Source organism: Kitasatospora sp. NPDC001540 (assembly GCF_042894345.1).
GTDB classification, from domain to species: domain Bacteria; phylum Actinomycetota; class Actinomycetes; order Streptomycetales; family Streptomycetaceae; genus Kitasatospora; species Kitasatospora phosalacinea_C.
Genome location: NZ_JBIAVO010000002.1, coordinates 460,808 through 485,390, shown reverse-complemented (window position 1 = coordinate 485,390; position 24,583 = coordinate 460,808). Strand labels below are relative to the sequence as shown.

Below are 24,583 nucleotides of genomic sequence, written 5' to 3'. Positions count from 1 at the left end.
GTCGTCGAACGCTGCTTCGCCAAGCTGAAGCAATTCCGGGCAGTGGCCACCAGGTTCGACAAGTTGGCCAACCGCTACCGGGCCGGCGTCGTCCTCGCTTCGCTGATCCTGTGGCTGCGAGCCGAAGAGCAATAACCCACCACAAGATCAATTACGAGACACGGCCTAGGGCCCGCCTCTCCGGGGCCCCGCGTCCGGCGTCGGCGGGCGGATGCCCTGCCGCAGCAGGCCCGCCCACAGCCGGGTCCGGCCACCGCGGTCGAGCGCCTCGTGCGCGGCGAGCAGGCCGCCGGTGACCGCGCCGAGGAAGCCGCCGGCCAGGCAGTCCTGGCCGGAGAGGTAGAGGCCCTCGATCGCGGTGCGCGGGCGCAGCCAGTCCGCCCGGCCCGGTCGGCGGCCGTCGCCGAAGGCGGCGACGTCCTTGGCGAGCCCGTAGAGGCTGCCGCCGGGCCAGGCGGTGAAGTGCTCGGCGGTCAGCGGGGTGCCGAGCTCGTGGTGGACGACCCGGCCGCGGGTGCGGGGCAGGTGGCGGTGGAGCTGGTCGAGGAGGTGCGCGGTGAGTTCGGCCTTCAGGGCCAGGTACGCCGGGCTGCGGTGGTGCCACCGCGAGCCGTGGAAGGGCGCGAACAGCTCAGGATGGACGTAGGCGAGCATCTCGCCGGTCGACCGGCCGGGGTACCGGGCGGTCCAGGTGGGGTCCTTGGCGCAGGAGAAGGAGACGAAGCAGCCGCTGGTGCGTCCGCCCGCGCCGTCGAAGAACGCGTCGCAGTCCCCGTCGGTGACGAGCAGGTTGTGCCGGGGCAGGCCGAGTTCCGCGGGGTCGCCGTCGAGGCCGAGGAAGAGCACCACGAACGGGAAGCCGCGCCGCATGCCGTCCAGGCGGCCCCCGTCCGGGCGGTCCGGCGCGGGGCCCGGCGGCGGGGCCGCGGGCGTCGGCAGCAGGGTGCGGTAGGTGTGGTGCGCGCCCGCCGCGCTGACCACCACCGGGGCCCGCACCCGGGCGCCGTCCGCCAGTCGCACGCCGGTGGCCCGCCGCCCCGTCAGCTCGATCCGGGCGACCGGCGCCCGGACGAAGACCTCGCCGCCCGCGGCCCGGATCGGGTCGAGCATCGCGCGGGCGATCGCGGCGCTGCCGCCCACCGGGTACCAGGCGCCGGTCCGGAAGTGCTCGAACATCACGGCGAGCAGGAAGAACGGCAGGTTCGCGGTGGAGTCGGCCAGCAGCAGGGCGCTGCGGGTGAGGACGGCCTGCCGCAGCCGCTCGTCGCCGATCAGCCCCTCCACCACCTCCCGGGCCGGGCGCATCGCCTCGGGCGGTACGGCGGCCGCCCGCAGCAGGCGGGCCAGCCGCCGGACCACCGGGCCGGAGAGGCGGCCCAGGGCGAGGGCGGGGAGCACCGCCCGGCACCGCCCCACCAGGGCGAACAGGGCCTCGATGCCGGGGCGTTCGGCCGGGAAGCGGGCGGTCAGCTCGGCCCGGTAGGCGTCGAAGCCGACCGGGCCCGCGTACGTCTCGCCGCCCAGCCGGTACTCGTCGCACGGGTCCCCGACCGGGGCCCAGCGCAGGGCGCCGTCGGTCAGGTAGTCGGAGAGCACCCGGACCGGTTCGCGCGGGGCCAGTTGGCCGACGTAGTGGATGCCGACGTCCCACTCCCAGCCGCGGCGCCGGTAGGCGTGGGTGTAGCCGCCCGCGGTGTAGTGCTGCTCGAACACCGCCACCCGGCGCCCCTGGCGGGCCAGGCAGACCGCGGTGGTCAGGCCGCCGGCCCCGGAGCCGATCACCACCGCGTCGTACCGCTCCGCGACCGCACCCGCCGTCAACCGCCTGCCCACCAGCACGCGTCCTGCCACGTCCGTCACCACCGCCGTACCCGTCCGGGGCGGAGGGGATCCGCCGACCGGTACAACTCCCCGGGTAGGCGGTGGTTACGGCCCGCCGGGCGCGGTCAGCCCGAGGACGCTTCGCTCGAGGACGCCTCGAGGGACGCTTCGATGTCGGCGAGTTGGGCGGCCAGCAGTTCCTCGAACGCGGCCCGGCGGTCCGCGCCGAGCGGGCGGACCTCGCGGGCGAAGCGGGCCAGCATGGGGAAGCGCTCGGGGTCGGCGCCGAGCACGGCGACCCGGAACTGCTCCAGGCCCTGCTCGTACTCCTCGGGCGCGACGGAGCCGAGGCCGCCCTCGGCGGAGATCAGTGCGGAGAGCAGCACCACCAACCGGTGGTAGCGCACCGGGACTTCCCGCTCCGGCAGACCGGCGTCGTGCAGGATGCGCAGCAACTCCTCCATCACCAGCCGGGATCCGGCGCCGCCGGACCCGTAACGCCCCCAGATCGCGGCGAGTTGCGGCTGCTCGCCGAAGCCCTCGCGCAGGCGCAGCGCCAGGGCGGTGACGCGTTCCTTCCAGTCCGCGCCGTCCGCGCCGCCTCCCCCGGTGCGGTGGTCGGCCATGGCGGCCTGCAGGACCCGGTCGGCGACCTCGCGCAGCAGTTCGGTCTTGTTGCGGAAGTGCCGGTAGAGGCTGGAGGAGTCGGTGCCGAGCGCGGCGGCGAGCTTGCGCAGGCTGAACGACTCGGTGTCGCCGGTGCGCAGCAGCTCCGCCGCCTTGTCGAGGATCTCGTCGGCGGTCCATCGCCTGCGGCCGGTCATGTCGCTCCCCATCCGTCGCTTCCCGCCCCAGCCTAGCCCATGCGCACGGCGGTGCACCTGGCACTGCGCCCATCATTGCACTTGCCGTTGCACGCACCGCGTGCATTAATGGTGGCCCGGCGAGCGGCCGGAGCACGACGACACGCACCCGGCGGCGCGCCGGGAGGGGGAGCAGGACGGATGGACACCGCACGAACGGGCACGGACGGCATCGACACGCCCAGGCCACCGGCCCCGGACTTCGAGACGGTCACCGCCGAGGAACTGGCGGCCTACAGCGCGGCGGAGAACCGCTTCCGCTCCTCGGCGGCGGCCCGGGCGCTGCTCGGGGAGCCGGACCCGGGAGCGACGGTCGAGTGGCGGCACCTCGCACTGCCCGGCCGCGAACTGCCGGTCCGGGTCCACCGGCCGACCGCCGCCCCGGGCGCCGCACCGGAGGCCGGATCGGACGCCGCCCCGGACGCCGAGGGCAGTCGCCTGCCGCTGGTGGTGCACGTGCACGGCGGCGGGTTCGTGGGCACGGCCACGCAGTGCGACTGGACGACCAGCCACCTCGCGGCCCGGCTGCCCGCGCTGGTCGTCTCGGTCGAGCACCGCCTGCTGGCCCCCGGCCTGCCGCTCGCGCAGGCCGCCGCCGACGGGTGGGACGCGCTGGCCGTGCTGGTGCGCGACGCCGAACGGTGGGGCGTCGACCCGGAGCGGGTCGCGGTCCTCGGGGAGAGCTGCGGCGCGCTGATCAGCGCCCTGTCGGCCGTCCGGGCGGCGGCGGAGGGCCTGCCGCTGCGGGCCCAGGTCCTGGTCAACCCGGTGACCGACGTGACCGCCGCGATGTTCGACCACCCGTCGGTGGCCGCGTACGGGGACCGGCCGGGCCCGACGCTGCCGCTGCTGCGCCTCGTCCGGCGGCTGTCCGTCCCCTCGGGGGACGAGGCCGCGGCGCGGGCGCTGTCGCCGCTGCACGCGCCGGGGCTGGGCCGGACGGCCCCGGCGCTGGTGGTGGTGCCGACCCAGGACTCGGTCGCCGACCACGGCCGCCGCCACGCCGAGCGGCTGCGCGCGGCGGGGGTGCCGGTGCGGCTGACCGAGTACCCGGACGCCCCGCACGCGTTCCTGACCCTGCCGGGCCTCGAACCGCAGGCCGTCGCCGCGCGGGCGGAGATCCTCGGTTTCCTGCGCACCGCCCTGGAGGCACGGTGAGCGCGGCGGGCGCGGCGGGCGCGCCCGGCGGGGTGCCGCTGCCCCGGCTCGGCCTCGGCTGCATGAGCATGGCCGGCAGCTACGGCGCGGTCGACGGGCGGGAGGCCGCGGCGACCCTGCTGGCGGCGCTCGACGCGGGCGTCACCCTGTTCGACACCGGCGACTTCTACGGCGACGGGGCGAACGAGGAGCTGCTCGGCCGCGTCCTCGCCCCGCACCGCGAGCGCGCCCTGCTGGCCACCAAGACCGGGCTGCGCCGCGACCCCGGGGGCCGACTGCTCCCGGCCGGGGCGCCGGACGAGCTGCGCCGGGCCTGCGAGGCGTCGCTGCGTCGACTGCGCACCGACCGGATCGACCTGTACTACCTGGCCCGGATCGACCCGGCCGTACCCGTCGAGGAGTCCGTGGGCGCGCTGGGCGAGCTGGTCGCCGAGGGCAAGGTGCGGCGGATCGGCCTGTCGGAGGTCTCGGCGGCCACCCTGCGCCGGGCGCACGCCGTCCATCCGGTCGGCGCCGTGCAGAGCGAGTACTCGCTGTGGGAGCGCGGGGTGGAACGCGAGGTGCTGCCGGTGGTGCGCGAGCTGGGCGCCGTCCTGGTCGCGTACGGCCCGCTCGGACGCGGGCTGCTGACCGGGACCGTCCGGGCCGGTGTGGCGTACGCGCCGGGGGACTTCCGGGCCACCGCTCCGCGCTACCGCGGTGCGGACCTGGCGGCCAACCTGGCCGTGGTGGAGGCGGTGGCCCGGATCGCCGCCGACCTGGGCGCCACGCCCTCGCAGGTCGCGCTCGCCTGGCTGCTGGCCCGGGGCGACGACGTGCTGCCGATCCCGGGCAGCTCGCGGCGCGCGCACCTGCGCGACAACCTGGCCGCGCTCGACCTCCGGCTGGGCGCCGCCGAGTTGGCCGCCGTCGACGCCGCCGTCCCGCCCGGCGGCGCGCGGGGCGCCCGGTACGGCGAGCACGGCGCCGCGCTGCTCGACGAGTAGGGCGGGCGAGGCGGGCGGCCGGGGCGGGCAGCGGTGCCGTCCGTTATTCGGTGGCGCGGGCCCGGGGCCGTCCGGAGAATGCCCGGGTGCAGATGACTGAGCAGCGGACGGCGACCGTCGTGGTCGAGTGGCAGGGCGAACTCCTGGGGGCGGTGGGCCCGTTCGCGACGGACTCGCCGTACTGGGCGCAGGTCGGCGAGGTGGCCGCGGCGGCGTCGCGGGCGGCGGGGGTGCCGCTGGCGGTGCTGCGGCTGCTGTCGGTGGCGGGCGGGGAGGGCGGCCGGGGCGGCGAGACGGTGTACCTGGCGGCGGCGTCCGAGCGTCCGACGGGCGCGCTGACCACGGCCGGGCAGTGGCAGGACGAGGGGCACCCGCTGCGGCTGCGGTGGGCGTCGGCGGACGGGCTGGCCGCGGAATGGGCTTGGGCGGACGGCGAGTTGGCGAAGCTCGGCCACCCGAGGACCGAATCCGTGGAGCAGGTGCGGAGCTGGAACCTGTCGGCGCTCTCGCGCTTCCCGACCGCGGACGGCCCGGTCTGGCTGAAGAGCACGCCGCCGTTCGCCGTGCCGGAGGCGGCGGTGATCGCCCGGGCGGGGGCGGTCGATCCGGGGCTGGTGCCGCGGGTGCTGGCCGCGGACGGGCGGCGGGTGCTGCTGGCGGACGTCCCGGGCGTGGACTGCTGGGGCGTGCCGGAGGACGGCATGCTGGCGGCCGTCGACCGCTGGGCGGCCGTACAGGCGGCGGTCGCGGCGGACGGGCCGGGCGAGTTGACGGACTGCTCGCCGACCGCGCTGGCGGAGCGCTTCCCGGCGCTGCTGGAGCGGCTGCGCCCGGAGCTGTCGGAGCAGGAGTACGCGCAGGCCCGGGAGTTGGCCGGGTGGCTGCCCGAGCTGGCGTCCCGCCTCGACCGCTGCGGGCTGCCGTCGACGCTCGTGCACGGCGACTTCCACCCGGGCAACTGGCGCTTCGACGGCGAGCGGGCGACCGTCCTGGACTTCTCGGACGCCGCCTGGGGCCACCCGGCCCTGGACGGCCTGCGGCCCGCCGCGTTCCTCTCCCCCGAACGCTGGGCGGACGTCCGCTCGCGCTGGGTCGAGGCCTGGCGGGAGCTGGCGCCGGACAGCAGGCCGGAGGACGCGCTGGAGCTGGCCGCACCGCTGGTGCACGTGCACTTCGCGCTGCGCTACCAGGAGTTCCTGGACGGCATCGAGCCGAGCGAGCACCCGTACCACGCGGGCGACCCGGCCGAGGAGGTGCGGCAGGCGCTGCGGGCGGCGCTGTTCCCCACCTGCGGATCCGAACCGGTGGGCGCGGGGCGGGAGTTGTACCGGGCGCTGATGTGGATGGGCGGCACGGGGACGACGGCGGCACTGCTGGAGTCGTGGGCGGCCCTGGCCCTGCCGGGGTATCCGGCGCTGCTGGCCCCGGCGTCCGTGTACGACACGTTCACCGCGCTGCCGGAGCAGGAGCAGAACCTGCTGGAGTGCGAGCTCTACGCCCTGGGCCGGACCGCAGGCGTGCTCGCCCTGGAGTTCCAGCCGCCGTACGGCGACGGGCCGGTCCAGGAGGGGGTCCGGCTGGGCGTCAGCCGGGAGGGGTTCACCGCGTTCTTCACCCGGCTCGGCATGACGGAGGTCGGCGCGGCGGACGGTTTCGACCCGTTCCTGCACGAGATCGCCGAGCTGGTGCCCGCCGAGGACCCGGACGCGCCGATCGAACTGCTGGACGTGCTCTGGCCGGGGTTCACGTTCGGCGAGCTGCTGTTCGCTCGGGCGGGGGTGCGGGTGCGGGCGGGCGTCCGGGTCGCCGAGCCGGGCTGGGCGGACGCCTCGCCGATGTACTGGGCGCACCGGCGGCGCGGGCGGCGCCCGGTCGACCTGTCGCACGGCTGGGGGTCGAACTCGCAGTGGAGCACCAGCCACCGGATGGACTTCCGGACGGCGGACGGCGACCGGCTGAACGTCCGCCGTCGGCCCGAGCGGCTGTCGAACCACCACCAGGTGGAGCAGCTGACCCGGGCCGAGGCCGAGGAACTGCTGCGGCACCGCTGTCTGCTGCGCCGTCCGGCGGGCCTGCCGGAGCTGGTGGCGGACTCGCAGGAGGCGGCGGACTTCCTGCCGTTCGACTGGACGCTGCCCGAGCCCGCGGCCTGCGTCGGGGGCTGCCGGGACCACCGGACCGACTGACCTCGGCTCAGGGCAGCACGCCGCCGCTGACGAGGGCCACCCCGAAGGCGGCGACCAGCAGCCCGGCCGCCAGCAGCGCCGCCGCCCCGAGGAGCGCCCCGAGGGTGGCGGCGGTGCGGGGCCGGTCGACGGTGTCGGCGGGCAGGGCGCCCTCGGGGTGGCCGGGCAGGTAGCGGACCTTGACCCGGTCGCCGACGGCGCGCGGGGTGTCGCCGTCGTCCTCGACCCGGACGGGCAGCTGGTCGGCGGTGCGGAAGCGGAGGACGGCCCGGCGGTCGGTGTGGACCTGCCGGGTCTCGGTGTGCCGGTGCGTGCTGACGTACGTCTCCAGGACCTCGGCCTCGGCGCTGAGCCCGTCGGCCCGCAGGCGGCGCAGCCGGGCGTCCTGGCGCAGTCGCTGCACGGCGACGGCCGCACCGAGGGCGGCGAGCAGCAGCCCCGCACCGGCGCTCGCCGCACCGGCCGCCGCATCCGCCCAGCTCATCCGTCCCCCTCTGCCGCCGGTCTCCGCACGGATGGACGTGCGGGGCCGGGGCGACGGTTCCCGCCGGGGCTCAGCGCAGGCGGCGGTAGCGCAGTTCGAGGCCGTCGAGGAGGGCGTCGAGGCCGGTGTCGAAGGCGCCCTGGTCGATGGTGCGGCGGTGTTCGGCGAGGCGGTGGGCGTCGCCGAGGTGGGGGTAGTCGGCGGCGTCGTAGAGGGTGGCGTCGTCGGGGAACCCGGCGGCGAAGGAGCCGAGGGCGGAGCCGGTGACGAAGTAGCGCATCAGGGCGCCGATCCGGGTGGCCTGGCCGGGGGGCCAGCCCGCGTCGACGAGGCAGCCGAAGACGGCGTCGGCCAGGCGCAGGGCGTGGGGGCGGCGGCCGGGGCCCTGGGCGAGGACGGGGACGAGGTGGGGGTGGGCGGCGAGGGCGGCGCGGTAGGAGCGGGCCCAGGCGTGCAGGGCGGTGCGCCAGTGGTCCGGCGCGTCGAACATGCTGAGGTCGACCTCGCCCATCACACTGTCGACGACGGCGTCGAGCAGGTCGTCCTTGGTGGCGAAGTGGTTGTACAGCGAGGGGCCGCTGACCGAGAGCTCGGCGGCGAGGCGGCGGGTGGAGAGGGCGGCCAGGCCCTCGGCGTCGACCAGGGCGAGGGCGGCGGCGATGATGCGGTCCCGGCTGAGCAGGGGGGTGCGGGGTCGGGCGATCTCCGCCTCCTGGGGTGCGGGGCCGGTGGGGTCCGGGTCATTGTCGCAGGTGCTCCCGGGCGCCCGACGGGCGCTCTTCCGGTGCTCATCCGCCGCCCTTCCGCTGCTCTTCCGCTTCCGGCCGGTGCGGGCTACAGTCACCGTAAAACTTGCAGTGCTAGTTTATCGGCACCGCAGGATCGCCGAGTGTGTGCCGAGTGTTCGGGGTGTCGCCGCGTGGACCTGGAGCTGACCGAGGAGCAGTCCGCCGTACGGGAGTTGGCGGCCGCCTTCACCGACCGCGAGATCGTGCCCTTCGCCGCCGCGTGGGACCGGGCGGAGTCGATCGACCTGGGGGTCGTCAGGAAGCTGGGCGAGCTGGGCTTCCTGGGGCTGACCCTGCCGGAGGAGTACGGCGGCAGCGGCGGCGACCACCTGGCGTACTGCCTGGTGCTGGAGGAGCTGGGACGCGGCGACTCCTCGGTGCGCGGCGTGGTCTCCGTCTCGCTGGGGCTGGTCGCCAAGTCGGTGAACGCGTTCGGCACCGAGGAGCAGAAGCGCGCCTGGCTACCGCGGCTGTGCTCGGGCGAGGCGCTGGGCTGCTTCGCGCTGACCGAGCCCGGCACCGGTTCGGACGCCGCCAACCTGACCACCCGGGCCGAGCGCGACGGCGGCGACGGCGCCGACTGGCTGCTGTCCGGCGCGAAGATGTTCATCACCAACGGGACGTGGGCGGACGTCGCCCTGGTCTTCGCCCGCACCGGCGGCCCGGGGCACCGCGGCGTCACCGCCTTCCTGGTGCCCACCGACGCGCCCGGCTTCGAACGGCGGCTGGTGCACGGCAAGTTGGGCCTGCGCGGGCAGGCCACCGCCGAGCTCTCCTTCGACCGGGTGCGCGTCCCGGACAGTGCGCGCCTGGGCGGGGTCGGCGAGGGCTTCAAGGTCGCGATGGCGGCCCTGGCCAAGGGCCGGATGTCGGTCGCGGCGGGCTGCGTGGGCATCGCCCAGGCCTCGCTGGACGCGGCGGTGCGCTACGCCGGGGAGCGCGAGCAGTTCGGAAAGCCCATCGCCGCCCACCAGTTGGTGCAGGAGCTGCTGGCCGACATCGCCGTCGACGTGGACGCGGCCCGGCTGCTGACCTGGCGGGTCGCCGACCTGATCGACCGCGGCCTGCCGTTCGCCACCGAGTCCTCGGTCGCCAAGCTGTACGCCTCCGAGGCCGCGGTGCGCTGCGCCAACAACGCGCTGCAGGTGTTCGGCGGGTACGGCTTCATCGACGAGTACCCGGTCGGCAAGTACCTGCGCGACGCCCGGGTGATGACCCTGTACGAGGGCACCAGCCAGATCCACAAGCTGCTCATCGGCCGTTCCCTCACCGGCGTCAACGCCTTCTGACCCCTACTGCCCCTCCCCTGTCCCCCTCCCCGATCCCCCGACCCACCGACAAGGAGCCCGACGAAGTGCTTCCGGTCTTCATCGCCGCCGCCCGCCGCACCCCGATCGGGCGGCTGCGCGGCGCACTGTCCGCCGTCCGGCCCGACGACCTGTCGGCGACCGTGCTGCGCGGACTGCTCTCCGAGGTTCCCGCGCTGGACCCGGCGCGGATCGACGACGTGTACTGGGGCGCCGCCAACCAGGCGGGCGAGGACAACCGCAACCTGGCCCGGATGGCCGTCCTGCTGGCCGGGCTGCCCGACACCGTCCCCGGCGCGACCGTCAACCGGCTCTGCGCGTCCGGGATGGAGGCGGTCACCAGCGCGGCCCGGGCGATCGGCTCCGGCGAGGCGGACGTGGTGGTCGCGGGCGGCTGCGAGTCGATGAGCCGCGCCCCGTTCGTGCTGCCGCGCCCGGACGAGGCGCTGCCGCACCGGATGGAGACCTTCGACACCCGGCTCGGCTGGCGCCTGACCAACCCGCGGATGCGCGAGCTGCACGGCGTGCTGTCGATGGGCGAGACCGCCGAGGAGGTCGCCGCCCGCTACGGCATCGACCGCGAGGCGCAGGACGCGTTCGCCCTGCGCAGCCACCGACTGGCCGCCGCCGCGCGGGAGTCGGGGCACTTCGACGCCGAACTGCTGCCCGTCGCCCGCCCGGACGGGACGCTGGTCGACCGCGACGAGTCGATCCGGCCGGACACCACCGCGGAGAAGCTCGCCGCCCTGAAGCCGGTCTTCCGCCCCGGCGGGACGGTGACCGCGGGCAACGCCTCGCCGATGAACGACGGCGCGGCCGCCCTGCTGCTGGTCAGCGAACGAGCGCTCGCCGAGCTGGAGTTGGAGCCGCTGGGCCGGTACGTGGCGGGCGCCTCCGCAGGCGTGCACCCCGACGTGATGGGCATCGGGCCCGTCCCGGCCACCCGGCGGGTGCTGGAGCGCTCCGGCTGGAAGCTCGCCGACCTGGAGACCGCCGAGTTCAACGAGGCCTTCGCCGCCCAGGCGCTGGCCTCCGTCGGCGAGTTGGGCATCGACCCGGAGCTGGTCAACCCCTCCGGCGGGGCGATCGCCCTGGGCCACCCGCTCGGCTGCTCCGGCGCCCGGATCCTCACCACCCTGCTGCACCGGATGCGCCGCACCGGTGCCCGGCGCGGCCTGGCCACCATGTGCGTGGGCGTCGGCCAGGGCTCGGCCGTCCTGGTCGAGCGCGACTGAACTCCCCATCCCCCCAATGAACATGACGGATCGTCAGGAACGGAGTACGACGGTGGGCAGGTTCGACGGCAAGGTGGCGGTGGTGACCGGCGCCGCGCAGGGCATCGGTGCGGCGACGGCGCGGCTGCTGGCCGCGGAGGGCGCGGCGGTCGCCGTGGTCGACCTCACGGCGGAGCGGGCGAAGGGCACCGTCGAGGAGATCCTCGCGGCGGGCGGCACGGCCCGGGCCTACGGGTGCGACGTCGCCGACTACGACGCGGTGGAGGGCGTGTTCGCCGCCGTGGTCGAGGAGTTGGGCGGGGTGCACGTCCTGGTGAACAACGCCGGGATCACCCGCGACAACCTGTTCTTCAAGATGCCCAAGCAGGACTGGGACACCGTCCTCGCGGTCAACCTGACCAGCGCCTACAACTGCGCGCACGTCGCGCAGAAGTACTTCGTCGCGCAGAGGTACGGCAAGATCGTCTCGCTCAGCTCGCGCTCCGCCCTGGGCAACCGCGGCCAGGCCAACTACGCGGCGGCGAAGGCCGGGATCCAGGGCCTCACCGCGACCCTGGCCATCGAGCTCGGCCCGTTCAACGTCAACGTGAACGCCGTCGCCCCCGGCTACATCGCGACCTCGATGACCGCCGCGACCGCCGAACGGGTCGGCGCGACCCCGGAGCAGCACCAGGCCGAGGTCGCCGAACGCACCCCGCTGCGCCGGGTCGGCCGCCCCGAGGAGGTCGCGGCCGTGGTCGCGTTCCTGGCCAGCGAGGACGCCTCGTACGTCAGCGGCCAGACGCTGTACGTCAACGGCGGCGCACGCTAGGGCCGTCCCGCAGGCCGGGCGGTCAGTCCCGGCCCAGCAGGCTCAGGGCCCGGGAGCGCTGGACGACGAGTTCGTCGTAGGTGCCGTCGCGCTCGGCCCAGCGGTGCCCGAGGACGCCGCGCACCAGGATCTCGCGCGGGGTGGGGTCCTGGGCGAGCAGGTCCATGACCTCGGTGGCGAAGTCGTCGAGCGGCAGCGCGTGCGGGTTCACCGCCTGCTGCCCCGCCGTGGCGACGGCCGGGGGGACGAGCTCGACGACGTCGACGCCGGTCCCGTCGAGCTGCGCGCGCAGCGCCTCGGAGTAGGCGTGCACCGCGGCCTTCGACGCGGCGTAGCCGGGCATCGGCGGGAACGGCAGGAAGGCGATGCCGGAGGACACCGTGACGAAGGTGCCGCCGCCCCGCCGGATCAGGTGCGGGGTGAAGGCGTCGACGACCCGGACGGTGCCGAGCAGGTTGGTGTCGATCGTCGTCGCCGTCGCCGCGAAGTGCGCGGGGTCGCGCAGGTCCTCCAGCAGCATGACGCCCGAGCTGGTCACCACGGTGTCCAGTCCGGGGTGGCGGGCGAGCACGGCGTCGCGGGCGGCGGCGACCGAGGCGCCGTCGGTGACGTCGACGGCGACGGTGCCGAAGCCCTCCCGGGCGAGTTCCGCGAGCGCCCGCGGGTTGCGGCCGCCGACGGTCACGGTGCTGCCCGCGGCGGCGAACCGGCGGGCCAGCTCCCGTCCGATGCCGGAGGTTCCGCCGACGACGAGGACGGTGCGGTCGGAGAGGTCCACGGGGTCCTCCCTTTCGTTCGGGGCGCCGCCGGGGTGCGGACCGGCGGCGGCCGGTGGTGGTTCCCGTCCCTGCCGGAACGGTTCCCCCGCAGTCTCGGCGGCACCGGCCGGGTCGCGGGAGGGCCCCCGTTCTCCCTGGTCCTGACAGGGCCCCCGCTCCGGCACCCGCACCGCAGTACGGTGGGCGGCATGAGGGACGACGACGGATCCGGCAACCGGCTCGGCAGCTACCTGCGGGCCCGGCGCGAGCTGGTCTCCCCGGAGCGGGCGGGGCTCCCGCCCGGCGGCAACCGCCGGGTGCCCGGGCTGCGCCGCGAGGAGGTCGCGCTGCTCGCCGGGATCAGCCCCGACTACTACCTGCGCCTGGAGCGGGGCCGCGACCGGAACCCGTCGCCGCAGGTCCTGGAGTCGCTCGCCCGCGTCCTGCACCTCGACGAGGTCGAGCGGACCTACCTGCTCGGCCTCGCGGCGGCGCGCCCCCGGGCGCCGCGCCGCAAGCGGCCCGAGCAGGTACCGGCGCGGGTGCACCAGCTGCTCGCCCACCTGACCGTGCCCGCGTTCGTCGAGGGCCGGGCGTTCGACGTCCTGGCCGCCAACCCCCTGGCCACCGCGCTCTCCCCCCGGCTGCGCCCCGGCCTGAACCGGCTGCGCTCGCTGCTCCTCGACCCCGAGGAACGGGCCTTCCACCAGGACTGGGACCGGGCCGCGGCCGATTCCGTCGCCGCCCTCCGCGCCACGGTCGGGGACGACACCGACGACCCCCGGTTCGTCGAACTCGTCGGCGAACTCGCCCTGTCGAGCGGGCACTTCCGCACCCTGTGGGCCCGCCACGACGTCCGCCCCCTCGGCGGGGGCACCGCCACGGTCCACCACCCCGTGGTCGGCGACCTGCACCTCCACCGGGACAAGCTCCCCGTGGACGACGTCATCCTCGTCGTCTACTACCCCGACAAGGACAGCGACAGCGACGAGAAGCTGCGCCTCCTCGCCGCGCTCGCGCACGACGGACCGGTGGACGGCCCGCTCCCCCGGACACCCTGAGGGAACGCGCCGGGGCGGCGGGCGGCGGCGGTCAGCGCCAGGGTCGGCGGCGGCCCGGCTTCGGCTGCTGCACGGTCTGGACCGCAGGCTGCGGCGGGAACGGGGACGGGCCGGTCGGCGGCTGTTCGTGCTCCGGCTGGAGGACGACGGGGTAGTCGAGCCCGGTGGCGATCTGGGCCAGCGCGGTGGCCCGCCGGCCCGTCCAGTCGCTCTCGCGGTCGTAGGTCTCGTGCTCGGCCCAGTCCTCGGCGCGCAGTTGGACCGCGGTCATCCCGGCCGCCGCGGCGCCGCCGAGCTCGCGGCTGTCGCCGTCGCCGACGTACAGGCACTGCTCGGGGGTGACGCCCAGGCGCCGCGCCACCTCGGCGTACAGGGCCGGGTCGGGCTTGCGGCGGCCCTCGCGGCAGGAGAACACCGCGGTGTCCACCCAGCGGGCGACGGGCACCAGCGCCCAGTGGTCGGCGAGTTCGGCGGAGCAGTCGCTGAGCACCCCGATCCGGACGTCCCGGCGGCGGATCGACTCCAGCACCCGCAGCGCGTCCGGCCGCGCCTCGAACAGTTCGTGCTGGGCGGCGCGGCGGGCCTCGCACGCCCGCCACAGCGCGCCCTGGTCCGGGTCCGTCACCCCGCAGCGCGCCGCGAGCGCGGTGACGGTCTCCCGCAGGTCGCCGAGTCCGCCGACGGCCCGTTCCGGCCAGGACTCGTCCCAGGCCCTCCGCCAGCGCTGCGCGTCGATGCCCAGCGGGGCGGCGCTGCGCGCGGCGTGCTCGTCCCGCACCTGGGACGGGACGGCGGGGGTGAGCGTGCCGAAGAAGTCGAACACCACGGCACGGAAGGGCGAGAACGGCATGCGGAGCATGCTACTGCCCCTGCGTGGGTCAACTACCCCGGAGTCAGCGGGAGTTCACGCGCGATGCGGTTGCGCGACGAGGGAGGGCTCGGTCGCGGTGCGGCGGCGGCCGCGGCCGGCGAGGCGGCAGCCCGTGCAGTCCGGGTGGCCGTGGCGGGCGGTGCGGTCGCGGGTGCGCCAGTGGCGCAGGTGCGGCGGGCGCGGGCCGCTGGGCTTGCCCCAGCCCGCGAGGTGCAGGGCCCAGGTGGCGAGCGCGGCGGCGGGGGCCAGGGCGGCCCCGGCCCACAGGACGGCGGGCGAGGCGAGGACCAGCCCGGCCCCGGCCACCGTGAAGGCGAGGATGCCGAGGGCGGAACCGGTCCATCCCGCGACGGTGTGCCCCATGTCGTGGTCGCCGTGTGCGCTCATGTGTCCTCGTTTGGTGTGATGGGCGGATGCGGAGACAGGTCGGGCCGGATCGGGTGACAGCCCACCGGACCGTTTATCTCACGAGCTAAGTAACTTAGATGCTAAGGAGTTATCGAGTGGAGGGCAAGCCGCGCCCCCGGGCGACGCCTGAACAGGCCCTGCAGGCCATGGACCGCATGATCGCCCTGGCCCAGTTCGGCCAGCACGACATCGCCGCCCGGCTCGGGCTCAACGTCACCGACCTGACCTGCCTGGGCTTCGTGATCGAAGCCACCGCGTCCGGCGAACCGCTCGCCGCGGGCGACCTCGCCGAACGCGCCCAGCTCACCACCGGCGCCGTCACCGGCGTCCTCAACCGGCTGGAGAAGGCGGGGTACGCCCGCCGCGAGCCCGACCCGACCGACCGCCGCCGGGTGCGCGTCCTGATGTCCGAGGACGCCCAGGAACGCATCCTCCAGGTCTACGGCCCCTTCTACGCCCGGCTGGCCGAGCTGTTCGCCGACTACTCCCCCGCCGAAGTCGCCGTCCTCGCCGACTGGTTCACCCGCGCCCGGGCCGCCATGGCGGACTCCCTCGCCGAGATCCGCGAATAAGCCCCGCGCCCCTCCCGCGCCCGCCCGTACCCACCGACGGAGGAAGCCCGTGCCGGACCGCACCGAGATCCGCCTGATCGAACCCGCCGACGCCGCCCCGATAGCCGCCCACCGGGCCCGGGACGTCCAACTCCTGCGGCGCTGGGAACCGGCCCAGCCGCCCGCCCTCCTCACCGCGCAGGGCCAGGCCGAACGGATCGACCGGCTGCTGGCCGGGCACCGGGCCGGCACGCTCTGGCCGGGCGTGGTGCTCGCCGACGGCGAGGTGGTCGGACAGGTCACCGTCAGCGCCGTCCTGCCGCAGCCGCACCTGCGCCGCGGCTCCCTCGGCTACTGGATCGCGAGCACCGCCCAGAACCGGGGCCACGCCGGGCGCGCCGTCGGACTCGCGCTCCGGGTGATGGCCGAGGAGCTCGGGCTGCGCCGCGCCGAGGCGTCCACCGGCCTGGAGAACCTGCCGTCCCAACGGGTGCTGCGCCGCAACGGGTTCAGCCCGTACGGCGTCGCGCACTCCGCGATCCTGCTCGACGGCGAGTGGCGGGACTCGCTGCTGTGGGAACGGATCCTCGGCGACTGACCACCCGACCGTTCCCCAACGGCCGTCCCCTCAGCGGCGGTTCTCGGCGAGCTGGCGCAAGTAGCGCTCCGCGGCGCGGAGTTTGCGGTTCTCCGGACCGGGGAGGTGCGCGCGGAGCTCGATGATGTCGGGGGCGATCCGGATCGCCTCGACCGGGTCCTTGACGGCACGCCAGCAGGCCTCGGCGTTGGTGACGGCGCGCTGCGTCTCGGGGTGCTCGGGGCCGTCGCTCTGCAGCAGGGCCGCCGCGACCTGGCGGTAGAGCTCGGCCGCGACGGCGGGACGGCCGCCGACCCGGCAGACGTGCGCCCGGACCTGCCGGACCTGCAGCACCACGGTGGCCCGGGCGCCGTACGCCGCGACGGCCTTCTCCTCCAGCGCGAGGGCGAGCGCCGAGGCGGCCTCGTGGTCGCCCGCCTCCGCGTTGCGGACGATGTCGCCGATCGCCTCCAGGTACTCGCTGGGCGGCGCCTGCACGCGGTCCGCCGAGGGCTGCGGCGGCGGGACGTCGGTGCCCTTGCCGAGCTGGACGGTCCCGGTGGACGCGGTCCCGGTGGACGCGGGGACCGCGGCGGGGGCGCCCCGGCCGGGGAGCGGGGTGGTGGCGGCCAGCGGGTCGTGCCGGGGCGCCGGTTCGGGCTCGGGGCCGCGCTCGACGATCGGGATGGTGACCGGCCGGTCGATCGGCAGGGTCGCGGCCAGGGTGTCGGCGGGCCCGGCGGGCGCCGCCTCCTTGGCGAACGTCACGGCGGGCGTCGCGGGCGCGACGGACGCCGCGGGCACGGACGCGGACGCGGGTTCGAGCGTCGGCAGCGGCTCGGTCGCGGCGTCCGCAGCGGTGGCGGCGGCCGTGTCGCCGGCCGCGTCGACGGTGCCCTTGCCCAGCTCGACCCGCGGCGCCCCACGCCCCGGCTTGTCCAGCGCCACCGGCGGAGCCGCCGGAGCCGGGGCGGCGGCGGTGGGCGTGAGCGGGACGGTGGACCGCGCGTCCGCGGGCACCATCGGCTCGCCCTTGACCAGCGAGACCACCATCGCGCGGCGCGGCGGGGTCGCCGGGACGCCCGCCTTGCGCAGCGAGACCAGGCCGCGCGGCGTCCACCCGGGCGAGAGCCGGGGCCGGACGGGTTCGGGCGCGGCGGCGACGGCGGTGCCACCGCCCGGGGCGGCGCCACCGGCTCCGACTCCGGCCGCGGCGCGGATGGCGGTGTCGGGGCGGGCCTGGAGGGGGGCCGCGGGTTCGCCGGTGCCGATCTGCCGGGCGGTGTTGCGGAAGTAGGGCCGGTCGGCGGGGTGGGAGGTGATCACCACCGTGTCGGCCCGCAGCACCGAGTTGACCTGCTGGCGGACGAGTTCGGGGGTGAGGAACTGGTCGGCGCCGGGGCGGCCCCGGTGCAGGGCCTCGACCAGGCCGAGGGTGAAGGTGCCGAGTTGGTCGGGGTCGTGGTTGACGACGGCCCAGAGCGGTACGCCGTCGGCGAGTTGCTGCCCGGCGGTGGCGGCGAGGGCGGGCCAGACGACCTGGTCGGCGCTCAGGTCGCCGATCACCAGGGTGTCCAACTCGGTTCCGCGGTGCCGCAGTTCGGTGGCGATCGCGGACCAGGGCAGACTCTCGGAGCTCTTGTTCTCGCGCAGCGAGAGGTAGAGCTGTTCGCCGCGCCGGTCGGTGATCAGGTGGCCGCCGAGGTGGATGAGCAGCGGACCGGGGTGCCGGGCGGCGGCGCGCAGGTGGGCGAGGACGGTCTGCGGGTCGCTGGCCCCGGGCAGGTGGACGGCGTCGACCTGGTCCGCGGAGAGCAGCACCTGCGGGGCGACCCCGGCCAGCGCGGCGGACAGCACCGAGGCGTGCGCGCCGCCGCCGCGGCCCCAGCGGCGTCCGCCGCCGTAGCCGCCCTCGATGACCAGGACGCGTCCGCGCAGGCCGCCGCCGATGCCGTGGGCGGGGTGCGGGGCGTCCGCGACGGCGGGCGCGGGAGCGGGGGGCGCGGCGGGGGTGATCGGGAAGGAGCCGGTCCATCCGGTACCGCCGGGCGGGGCCGCGGGCGGCGGCGGGACGGCGGTGCCGCCCGCCGGGGTGGCGGCGGGCGGCAGCGGGACGGTACCGGTGGTGCTGAGCGCGGCGTCCGGGATCACCAGGTTGATGGAGGTCGCGAACGGGTCGGCGCCGGGCGGGACTTCGGGCGTCTGCTGCACGGCGGGCCCGCTCGGGGTGGGCCTGGGCGTCTCCTCCGGGTCGGTCCCCGCCGACCCGCCCCCGGCCGTCGATGCCACGTCAGCCACCGTTCGGTCACCGCCCCCGTCCGTCGCCGGCGCGACGCCGTGCCTGTACGCCGTGGTGTCCCGCACCACGCTCCGATCCCGGCCACGATACGTGGTCGGCAGCCGGACCGGCCAGGCCGGGTCCCACGAGGGCCGGCCCCCGTCCGGACCGCGCCCCGGCCCGTTCCCGAACGCTGCGACGGAGCGCGGGTGTTGGCCCCCGGCGGGCCGCCGACCGGCCCCGAGCAGTGCGCCGAGCAGTACACGCAGGGGGCAGTGCGGCAGGGCAGTGCGGCGGGGCAGTCCTTCGAACGTCCCGTCACCGGGCGCCGGACGGGGTGTCAGTCCCGCTGTCCCGCTGCTCGGTCACCGGCTCGGGCCGGACCCGGTGGCCGTACCCGCGCACGACGGCGGCGGCCAGGAGGGCGACGGCGCCCCCGAGCACCATCACGGTGGCGGGCGAGGAGCGGTCCACCACGAGGCCGCCAGTCAGGGCACCGATCGACAGGGTCGCCTGGAAGGAGGAGGTGAACAGCACGCCCGCCGCCTCCGGGGCGTGCGGGGCCGCGGCCAGGAACCAGTTCAGCGAGCACACCGGCACGGCGCCGTACGCCGCGCCCCACAGCGTCAGCAGGACGGCGGCGCCCGGGCCGCCGGTGCCGAGCAGCGGCATCAGCAGGGTCGCGGCGGCGAGCAGCAGCACGGCCGCGCCGAAGACCGGCCGCAGGGCGCCCGCCGCGCGGCCTCCGGCGAGCGCGTTGCCGAGCAGCCCGGCGGCGCCGTACCCCAGCAGCAGGCCGGTGACCAGGCCGGGCCCGGCGTGCGCGGTGGTCTCCAGGAACGGGGTGACGTAGGTGTAGCTGCCGAAGTGGGCCAGCACGATCAGGAAGGTCGCGGCGAGGCCGCTGCGGGTGCCCCGTCCGGTGAGCAGGCCGCGCAGCACGCCGAGGTCGGTGACGGCCGCCGGGGGCAGCGGCGGGAGCGAGAGCAGCAGGGCGGCCAGGGTCAGCACGGTCAGCACGGCCGCCACCAGGAAGGCGGCCCGCCAGCCCGCGAGCGAGCCGAGGTACACGCCCGCCGGTACGCCGAGGACCGAGCCGAGCGGGACGGCGGTGAAGAACACGGTGGTGGCCCGGCCCTGCCGGTGCGCCGGGACGAGCCGGGCGGCGAGCCCCGAGCCGACCGACCAGAACGCCCCGATGACCAGGCCGAGGGCGACCCGGGCGGCCAGCACGGCCCAGTAGGCGGGGGCGAGGGCGTTGAGGAGGTCCGCCAGGGTCAGGAGCAGCAGCAGGGCGCACAGCACGGTCCGCCGGTCGGCGCGCCTGGTCGCGACCGTCACCGCCGGTGCGGCGACCGCGGCGACGAGGCCCGGGAGGGTCATCATCAGCCCGGCGGTGCCGTCGGAGATCCGGAAGGTGGCGCCGATCGGGGTGAGCAGGCCGATCGGCAGGATCTCGGTGGTGACGAGGGAGAACACGCCCGTGGTGACGGCCAGCACGGCGGGCCAACCACCTTGCCCCGTCCGCCGGTCGGGGCGGTCACCGGGGGCGGCGGGCGGGCGGTGGGTGGTGGTGGTGGCCATGCCGGAGGTCCTGTCCGTGGGCGGTGGGGTGTCCCTGGACAGTCCACCAGCCGGGCCGGGGGCGGACCGGCGCGAATCGGACCTCGACGTCCCGCCCCGCGTCCGTCACCCCGTCACTCCGTCAACGCCCCTCCCGTCGACGGCGGTTGCGGGCGAACAGCAGCACTCCGAGTCCGACCAGCACGCTCAGCGCCGTGCCCGCGGCGACCGTGCCGATCCCGCCCGCGCCGGTCGGGGGCAGCCCCCCGCCGTGGTGGTGCGGCCGGGGCCGGTCGGTCGGCCCGGGGTGCGGCGTGGGGCTGGGCGCGGGCTCCGGCGAGGGCGAGGGCTTCGGGGTCGGGGACGGGGAGGGCGTCGGGCTCGGGCTCGGGGTCGGGCTCGGGCTCGGCGAGGGCGACGGGGTGACCACCTCGACCGGGACGTCCGGGCTGCGGGAGGCCCGCCACTCGCTGCCGGACGGGGCGTACACGGCGTGCAGCACGTGGGTGCCCGCCGTCGGGTGCGGGTACGTCAGGACGGCGCGCCCGTCCGCGTCCAGGGTCGCGGTGCCGACGGCGGTGCCGTCCACGTGCAGGGTCACCGTGCCGGGCGGGGTTCCGGCGGCGGCGTCCCGGGCGGTGACGCGGAGGTCCACGGGCAGGTCGACGCCCTCCTCGGGGGTGCCGCGGGGGACGAGCGCGGTGACGGTCTCGGCGGCCCACTGGGCGTGGACGGTGCGGTCGGCGTCCAGCGGGGTGTCGGGGCCGATCTCGACGGCCCGGCCGCTGCCGTCGGCCGCGGTGTTCCAGCCCGTGAACGCGAAGCCCGCCCGGGTCGGCGGCGCGGGGACGGTGCGGGCCCCGGCGGCGAAGGAGGTGGCGAACACCCGGACGGCCTCGGTGGGGGTGCCGCCGTTGGCGTCGAAGGTGATCAGGAAGTTGTGCGGCAGGACGCCCAGTTGCCGCCACTGGACGCCGTCGGTGGGCAGTTGGATCGCCCCGTCGTTGACGACCAGCCCGTTGCCGGTGCCGCCGCTGCGCAGCGAGCCGTCGCCGGTGACGGTGACGCCCGCGGGGACGCGCAGCGCCGCGCCGCCGGGGACGATCAGCACCGCGGGGGCGCGGACGTCCAGCGAGCCGAAGGCGCTGCCCGCGACCGCGCCCTGGCCGACGGCGGAGGAGTCGTAGACGGCCTTGTTGGCGGCGGCGACGGTGCAGCCCTCCAGCACGACGGTGCCGCCCGCACCGGCCTGCCCGCCGCCGATGCCCGCGCCGGAGGTGGTGGCGGTGGCGGTGACGACGGGGTTGCCGCGGACGGTGAGCGAGCCGCCCGCGCCGCCGTAGCCGCCGCCGATGCCCGCGCCGATGACGGAGCCGACGGCGCTGACCTGCGCGTTCCCGGCGATCAGGACGGTGCCGCCGTTGCCGCCGGTCAGCGGGGTGGTGAGGCCGGCCTGGCCGCCGCCGATGCCCGCGCTGCGGCCGGTGCTGGTGGCGGTGACGGTGGCGGCGCCGTCGACGGTGACCTCGCCGCCGTCGCCGCCCCAGTAGCCGCCGCCGATGCCCGCCCCGCCGTCGCTGGTGGCGGTGACGGTGGCGTGGTCGGTGATCCGGGTGGTGCCGCCGGGGCTGTAGTCGCCGCCACCGATGCCCGCGCCGTCGACGGCCTTGGCGGTGACCCGGGCGTTGCCGGAGATGGTGACGCGGCCGCCGCCCCGCGGTCGCCGCCGCCGATTCCGGCGCTGAACTGGCCTCCGGTGGCGGTGACTTGGGCGTCGCCGGTGAGGGTGACGGTGCCGTTCTCGCGGTGGTGCATGTCGCCGCCGATGCCGGCCGCCTCGTTGTCCCGGGCGGCGGCGTCGACCACCGCCCGGCCCTGGACCACCAGGGTGGCGCCGCCCACGGCGATGCCCGCGCCGCCGAGGCGCGGGGCGGCGGCGGTGAGCACGCCCGGTGCGGTGGGGGCGGGGGTGGTGTCGGTGAGGGTGAGCGTGCTGCCCGCGCCGAGCACGACGGCGACGGTGTCGAGGCGGTGGCCGTTCAGGTCGAGGGTGAGCGCGGCCTCGTCGGCGAGCAGCAGGTTGGCGGCCGTGCCCTGCACGAGGTCCGCCCCGAGCTCGGCCCGTCCGCCGACCCCCGCCGGGTTCGCGAACGCACTGCTGAGCGCCGCCCAGTCGCCGACGCCCGTGGCGAACGCGGGCTGCGGGAGCGACGTCCAGGTGGCGGCGACGGCCACGGCGGCGGCCAGGACGGCCCTGCTCGGGCCCGTGGAGTTGCGCATGACCCAGAGCAGGCGGACGATTCTCCTCCGCTTACGCACGATCGCCCCCGACGGCGTGTCCCGCGCCCGCTCGGCGGCCCGCCCGAGGCCCCGGTCCGAGCCGCCGGTCCGCTCCCGTCCGCCCGCCCCGTCAGGGGTGGCCGTTCCCCGTGCGCAGGGCGGCGCCGAGCGGGGTGGGGCGGTAGTGGACGTGGCGGCCGTGGCGGGTGCGCTCCAGCAGGGCGGCGGCGTGCAGGGCGGCCAGGTGCTGGCTGACGGCGGCGGGGGTGACGGCGAGGCGGTGGGCGAGTTCGGTGGTGGTGGCGGGGCCGTCGTCGGCGAGCATCACCAGCAGCCGGGCGCGGGTCGCGCCGAGCAGCTGGGCCAGGGCCTGCGGGGCGGGCGGCGGGGGGCGTTCGGCGAGGGTGACGAGGCCGCGGGTGGCGTAGACGATGTGCGGCGGGGCGTCGCGGTCGAGCATGGTGGAGACGCCGTCGGCGAAGCAGCTGGGGGTGAGCAGCAGGCGGCGGCCGTCGACGGGGATCTCGTCGGGGGCGGACGGCCAGGGGCCGCCGCGGCGGATGGTGAGGGTGTCGTCGGCCCAGGAGAGCCGTTCGCTGATGCCGCGGAACAGGGCGTCGGCGCCGCCCTCGGCGAGGGTGCGGGCGCGGTGCGCGAGGTCGGCGGCCAGGACGGCGCGGGCCCGGGGCCACCAGTGCGGGCGCAGGCAGGCGTGCCAGTAGGCCTCCAGGGCGTCGGCGAGGTCGGCGAGCAGCCGGTCGGGGTGGCGCAGGCCCGCGGCGAGGACGGGCGGGACGGGTTCGCCGAGCGGGTGGAAGGTCTGTTCGACGCCGGGGCGCAGCCGGGCGGGGTCGGTGGCGCGCAGCGCGGCGAGTTCCTCGCGCAGGTCGGGGGCGGGGACGGCGGGGCGCGGGGTGAGGAAGTCGGGGACCCAGTAGCGGCGGTGGGCGACCAGCGCGGTCAGCAGGGGGTGCGCGTCGAGCCGTTCGTACGCGGGGCGCAGCGCGGCGAAGGCGGGGCGCAGGGCGGGGAAGCGGCGGGCGTGGTGGGTCCACATGCGCAGGCTGAGCACGGTCTCCTGGAGCGGCGAGTACGCGAAGGAGGTGGCGGCGAGGTCGGCGAGGCGGAGCCGGAAGCGGATCATTAAGCACCAGGGTAAATCGATTCCGGCCCCCGGCGGCCGCGGGTGTGCTGGGCGGCATGAACCTGAGCACCGCCTCCCCGCCCCTCGCCCGCCCGCTCTCCCCCTCCCCGGTGGTGCGCCGACTGGCGGCGCTGCTGCTGGTGAACGCGGTCGGCAACGGGCTGTTCCTGACGGTGGGGACGCTCTGGTTCACCCGCGGCCTGGGCTTCTCGGCGGGGGTGGTGGGCGCGGCGCTGACGGCGGCGGGCCTGTGCGGGGTGCCCGCGGCGCTGCCGGTGGGGCGGCTGTGCGACCGGCTGGGCGCGAAGCCGGTGCTGGCGGTGGTGCACGTGGTGCAGGCGGGGGCGACGGCGGTGTTCGCGTTCACCGGGTCGCTGTGGCCGTTCGTCCTGCTGGTGTGCGTGACGGGCGCGGCCTCCCGGGCGAACGGGGTGGCCCGCTCCACCCTGTACGCGCACGCGCTGCCCGCCGCGGTGCGCAACCGGGCGCTGGCCGTGCTGCGGGCGCTCAACAACGTCGGTATCGGCGCGGGCGCGGCGCTCGGCTCGCTGGTGCTGGCGCACGGCGGGCCGGTGCTGCTGCGGACGGCGATCTGCGCGAGCGCGGCCGCGTACCTGCTGGCGCTGCTGCCGCTGCGGGCGGTGCCGACGGGGGTCGCGCCGGGGGTCGCACCCGGGCCGGAGGCCGCCCGGGCGGTGGCGGCGCGCCCGCTGCGGGACCTGCCGTTCGTGGGGGTGGCGGTGCTGAACGCGGTGGTGAACACGCTGTACGTGGTGCTGGAGGTCGGGTTGCCGCTGTGGACGCTCGGGCACACCTCGGCCCGTCCGGCGGTGACGGGCTGGCTGCTGCTCACCAACACCGCGCTGGTGGCGCTGCTGCAGGTCCTCGCGGTCCGCCGGGTTTCCGAACTCGCGGGCGCGGCACGGTCGTTCCGGCTCGGCGGCCTGCTGGTGAGCGCGGCCTGCGTGACCCTGGCGGCGGCCACCGGACGGGCGCCGGGGGGCGCGGTGGCGGTGCTGCTGGGGGCGGTGGTGCTGCTGACGGCCGGCGAGGTCCTTTCCCAGGCGGGCAGTTGGGCCCTGGCGTACGGCCTGGCCCCCGAACACGCCCACGGCGCCTACCAGGGCGTCCTGCACACCGGCGTCGCCCTGGGCCAGGCCCTCGCCCCGGCCGCCCTCACCGCCCTGGTCCTCCCCCACGGCACCACCGGCTGGGCCGCCCTCGCCGCCGTCTTCGCCTGCGCCGCCCTCGCCCTCCCCCCGGTGGCCCGCCACGCGGCCCGCCGCAACGAGGCCGTCGCCCAAGCGGGTTGACGCGCCGCGTCGAAGCCGGGACCGGCCGTCTCCTCCGGCTCCCCGCAGCGCCCTCGTTCGGCCTCGACCAGCGCCCGAAGGAACTCCTCCGGGGCGACCCGGGCGTCCAACGGCAGCCCGAGCCGGGCGAGTCCGGCGGG

The 24,583-nt window shown here is 76.7% G+C and carries 21 protein-coding genes and 2 pseudogenes; 11 read left to right on the top strand and 12 right to left on the bottom strand.

The genetic code is table 11. The features are described from left to right. A pseudogene (locus ACFY00_RS05130) lies at positions 1-135 on the top strand (IS5/IS1182 family transposase); the annotation flags it as partial. Between the two features lie 30 nt (positions 136-165). Here the strand turns inward: ACFY00_RS05130 and ACFY00_RS05125 are convergent. After that, positions 166-1,851 (bottom strand): phytoene desaturase family protein, encoded by a 1,686-nt coding sequence (locus ACFY00_RS05125; protein WP_388027345.1) that lies wholly within the window; start codon positions 1,849-1,851, stop codon positions 166-168. A 95-nt stretch (positions 1,852-1,946) separates the two neighbouring features. Then, the gene (locus ACFY00_RS05120; protein WP_388027374.1) at positions 1,947-2,645 is read right to left on the bottom strand and encodes a TetR/AcrR family transcriptional regulator; all 699 of its coding nucleotides are present in this window, start codon (positions 2,643-2,645) and stop codon (positions 1,947-1,949) included. A 180-nt stretch (positions 2,646-2,825) separates the two neighbouring features. Here ACFY00_RS05120 and ACFY00_RS05115 point away from each other — a divergent pair, with 180 nt between their 5' ends. From ACFY00_RS05115 to ACFY00_RS05105, 3 genes are all read left to right on the top strand, one after another. Continuing rightward, entirely contained in the window at positions 2,826-3,842 is a 1,017-nt protein-coding gene (locus tag ACFY00_RS05115) for an alpha/beta hydrolase fold domain-containing protein (protein ID WP_388027343.1), read from the top strand. Continuing rightward, positions 3,839-4,828, top strand: coding sequence for an aldo/keto reductase (locus ACFY00_RS05110; protein WP_388027341.1), 990 nt, complete (start codon positions 3,839-3,841; stop codon positions 4,826-4,828). The genes ACFY00_RS05115 and ACFY00_RS05110 overlap by 4 nt, the downstream gene beginning before the upstream one ends. 92 nt (positions 4,829-4,920) lie before the next feature. Beyond that, positions 4,921-7,014, top strand: coding sequence for a phosphotransferase (locus ACFY00_RS05105; protein WP_388027371.1), 2,094 nt, complete (start codon positions 4,921-4,923; stop codon positions 7,012-7,014). Positions 7,015-7,021: 7 nt separating this feature from the next. On the opposite strand, the gene ACFY00_RS05100 is transcribed toward ACFY00_RS05105, so the two are convergent. Continuing rightward, entirely contained in the window at positions 7,022-7,498 is a 477-nt protein-coding gene (locus tag ACFY00_RS05100; protein ID WP_388027340.1) for a DUF3592 domain-containing protein, read from the bottom strand. A gap of 70 nt (positions 7,499-7,568) precedes the next feature. Beyond that, positions 7,569-8,201, bottom strand: coding sequence for a TetR/AcrR family transcriptional regulator (locus ACFY00_RS05095; protein WP_285733429.1), 633 nt, complete (start codon positions 8,199-8,201; stop codon positions 7,569-7,571). A 216-nt stretch (positions 8,202-8,417) separates the two neighbouring features. Between ACFY00_RS05095 and ACFY00_RS05090 the strand changes: the two genes are divergently transcribed. The 3 genes from ACFY00_RS05090 (at position 8,418) to fabG (ending at position 11,639) form a co-directional block, all read left to right on the top strand. Continuing rightward, the gene (locus ACFY00_RS05090; RefSeq protein ID WP_388027338.1) at positions 8,418-9,575 is read left to right on the top strand and encodes an acyl-CoA dehydrogenase family protein; all 1,158 of its coding nucleotides are present in this window, start codon (positions 8,418-8,420) and stop codon (positions 9,573-9,575) included. 65 nt (positions 9,576-9,640) lie between these two features. After that, positions 9,641-10,828: a thiolase family protein gene (locus tag ACFY00_RS05085; RefSeq protein ID WP_388027337.1), complete on the top strand. Its 1,188-nt coding sequence runs from the start codon at positions 9,641-9,643 to the stop codon at positions 10,826-10,828. Positions 10,829-10,880: 52 nt separating this feature from the next. Next, complete coding sequence (gene fabG / locus ACFY00_RS05080; protein ID WP_388027335.1) at positions 10,881-11,639, top strand: 3-oxoacyl-ACP reductase FabG; 759 nt, start codon at positions 10,881-10,883, stop codon at positions 11,637-11,639. A gap of 22 nt (positions 11,640-11,661) precedes the next feature. Here fabG and ACFY00_RS05075 read toward each other — a convergent pair whose 3' ends face one another. Further along, positions 11,662-12,417 carry an SDR family oxidoreductase gene (locus ACFY00_RS05075; RefSeq protein WP_388027333.1) on the bottom strand — a complete coding sequence of 252 codons (756 nt, stop codon included), beginning with the start codon at positions 12,415-12,417 and terminating at the stop codon, positions 11,662-11,664. 189 nt (positions 12,418-12,606) lie between these two features. Between ACFY00_RS05075 and ACFY00_RS05070 the strand changes: the two genes are divergently transcribed. Beyond that, positions 12,607-13,458: a helix-turn-helix domain-containing protein gene (locus tag ACFY00_RS05070; protein ID WP_388027331.1), complete on the top strand. Its 852-nt coding sequence runs from the start codon at positions 12,607-12,609 to the stop codon at positions 13,456-13,458. A gap of 31 nt (positions 13,459-13,489) precedes the next feature. Here the strand turns inward: ACFY00_RS05070 and ACFY00_RS05065 are convergent, their stop codons facing one another. Continuing rightward, complete coding sequence (locus ACFY00_RS05065) at positions 13,490-14,308, bottom strand: HAD family hydrolase (protein WP_388027329.1); 819 nt, start codon at positions 14,306-14,308, stop codon at positions 13,490-13,492. 54 nt (positions 14,309-14,362) lie between these two features. Further along, on the bottom strand, positions 14,363-14,716 hold the full coding sequence (locus tag ACFY00_RS05060) for an HGxxPAAW family protein (protein WP_388027326.1): 354 nt from the start codon (positions 14,714-14,716) through the stop codon (positions 14,363-14,365). A gap of 116 nt (positions 14,717-14,832) precedes the next feature. On the opposite strand from ACFY00_RS05060, the gene ACFY00_RS05055 reads away from it, so the two are divergent. Further along, positions 14,833-15,309: a MarR family transcriptional regulator gene (locus tag ACFY00_RS05055; protein WP_388027324.1), complete on the top strand. Its 477-nt coding sequence runs from the start codon at positions 14,833-14,835 to the stop codon at positions 15,307-15,309. A gap of 49 nt (positions 15,310-15,358) precedes the next feature. Next, the gene (locus tag ACFY00_RS05050) at positions 15,359-15,886 is read left to right on the top strand and encodes a GNAT family N-acetyltransferase (protein WP_388027321.1); all 528 of its coding nucleotides are present in this window, start codon (positions 15,359-15,361) and stop codon (positions 15,884-15,886) included. Positions 15,887-15,916: 30 nt separating this feature from the next. Here ACFY00_RS05050 and ACFY00_RS05045 read toward each other — a convergent pair whose 3' ends face one another. From ACFY00_RS05045 to ACFY00_RS05025, 5 genes and pseudogenes are all read right to left on the bottom strand, one after another. Then, positions 15,917-18,163, bottom strand: coding sequence for a hypothetical protein (locus ACFY00_RS05045; RefSeq protein ID WP_388027318.1), 2,247 nt, complete (start codon positions 18,161-18,163; stop codon positions 15,917-15,919). 298 nt (positions 18,164-18,461) lie between these two features. Next, positions 18,462-19,727: an MFS transporter gene (locus ACFY00_RS05040; protein WP_388027317.1), complete on the bottom strand. Its 1,266-nt coding sequence runs from the start codon at positions 19,725-19,727 to the stop codon at positions 18,462-18,464. Positions 19,728-19,848: 121 nt separating this feature from the next. Next, positions 19,849-20,934 (bottom strand): Ig-like domain repeat protein, encoded by a 1,086-nt coding sequence (locus tag ACFY00_RS05035; RefSeq protein ID WP_388027315.1) that lies wholly within the window; start codon positions 20,932-20,934, stop codon positions 19,849-19,851. 336 nt (positions 20,935-21,270) lie between these two features. Beyond that, positions 21,271-21,402: pseudogene (locus ACFY00_RS05030) on the bottom strand (hypothetical protein); the annotation flags it as partial. A 714-nt stretch (positions 21,403-22,116) separates the two neighbouring features. Then, complete coding sequence (locus ACFY00_RS05025; protein ID WP_388027314.1) at positions 22,117-23,130, bottom strand: ArsR family transcriptional regulator; 1,014 nt, start codon at positions 23,128-23,130, stop codon at positions 22,117-22,119. 56 nt (positions 23,131-23,186) lie between these two features. Here ACFY00_RS05025 and ACFY00_RS05020 point away from each other — a divergent pair, with 56 nt between their 5' ends. Then, positions 23,187-24,443: an MFS transporter gene (locus ACFY00_RS05020; RefSeq protein WP_388027313.1), complete on the top strand. Its 1,257-nt coding sequence runs from the start codon at positions 23,187-23,189 to the stop codon at positions 24,441-24,443. Positions 24,444-24,583 lie beyond the last annotated feature (140 nt).

Excerpts from the sequence above, each read along its gene's own strand:
- ACFY00_RS05120 (WP_388027374.1), bottom strand. The coding sequence starts at position 2,645 with ATGACCGGCCGCAGGCGATGGACCGCCGACGAGATCCTCGACAAGGCG.
- ACFY00_RS05115 (WP_388027343.1), top strand. The coding sequence starts at position 2,826 with ATGGACACCGCACGAACGGGCACGGACGGCATCGACACGCCCAGGCCA.
- ACFY00_RS05105 (WP_388027371.1), top strand. The coding sequence starts at position 4,921 with ATGACTGAGCAGCGGACGGCGACCGTCGTGGTCGAGTGGCAGGGCGAA.
- ACFY00_RS05100 (WP_388027340.1), bottom strand. The coding sequence starts at position 7,498 with ATGAGCTGGGCGGATGCGGCGGCCGGTGCGGCGAGCGCCGGTGCGGGG.
- ACFY00_RS05070 (WP_388027331.1), top strand. The coding sequence starts at position 12,607 with ATGAGGGACGACGACGGATCCGGCAACCGGCTCGGCAGCTACCTGCGG.
- ACFY00_RS05065 (WP_388027329.1), bottom strand. The coding sequence starts at position 14,308 with ATGCCGTTCTCGCCCTTCCGTGCCGTGGTGTTCGACTTCTTCGGCACG.
- ACFY00_RS05060 (WP_388027326.1), bottom strand. The coding sequence starts at position 14,716 with ATGAGCGCACACGGCGACCACGACATGGGGCACACCGTCGCGGGATGG.
- ACFY00_RS05040 (WP_388027317.1), bottom strand. The coding sequence starts at position 19,727 with ATGGCCACCACCACCACCCACCGCCCGCCCGCCGCCCCCGGTGACCGC.
- ACFY00_RS05025 (WP_388027314.1), bottom strand. The coding sequence starts at position 23,130 with ATGATCCGCTTCCGGCTCCGCCTCGCCGACCTCGCCGCCACCTCCTTC.
- ACFY00_RS05020 (WP_388027313.1), top strand. The coding sequence starts at position 23,187 with ATGAACCTGAGCACCGCCTCCCCGCCCCTCGCCCGCCCGCTCTCCCCC.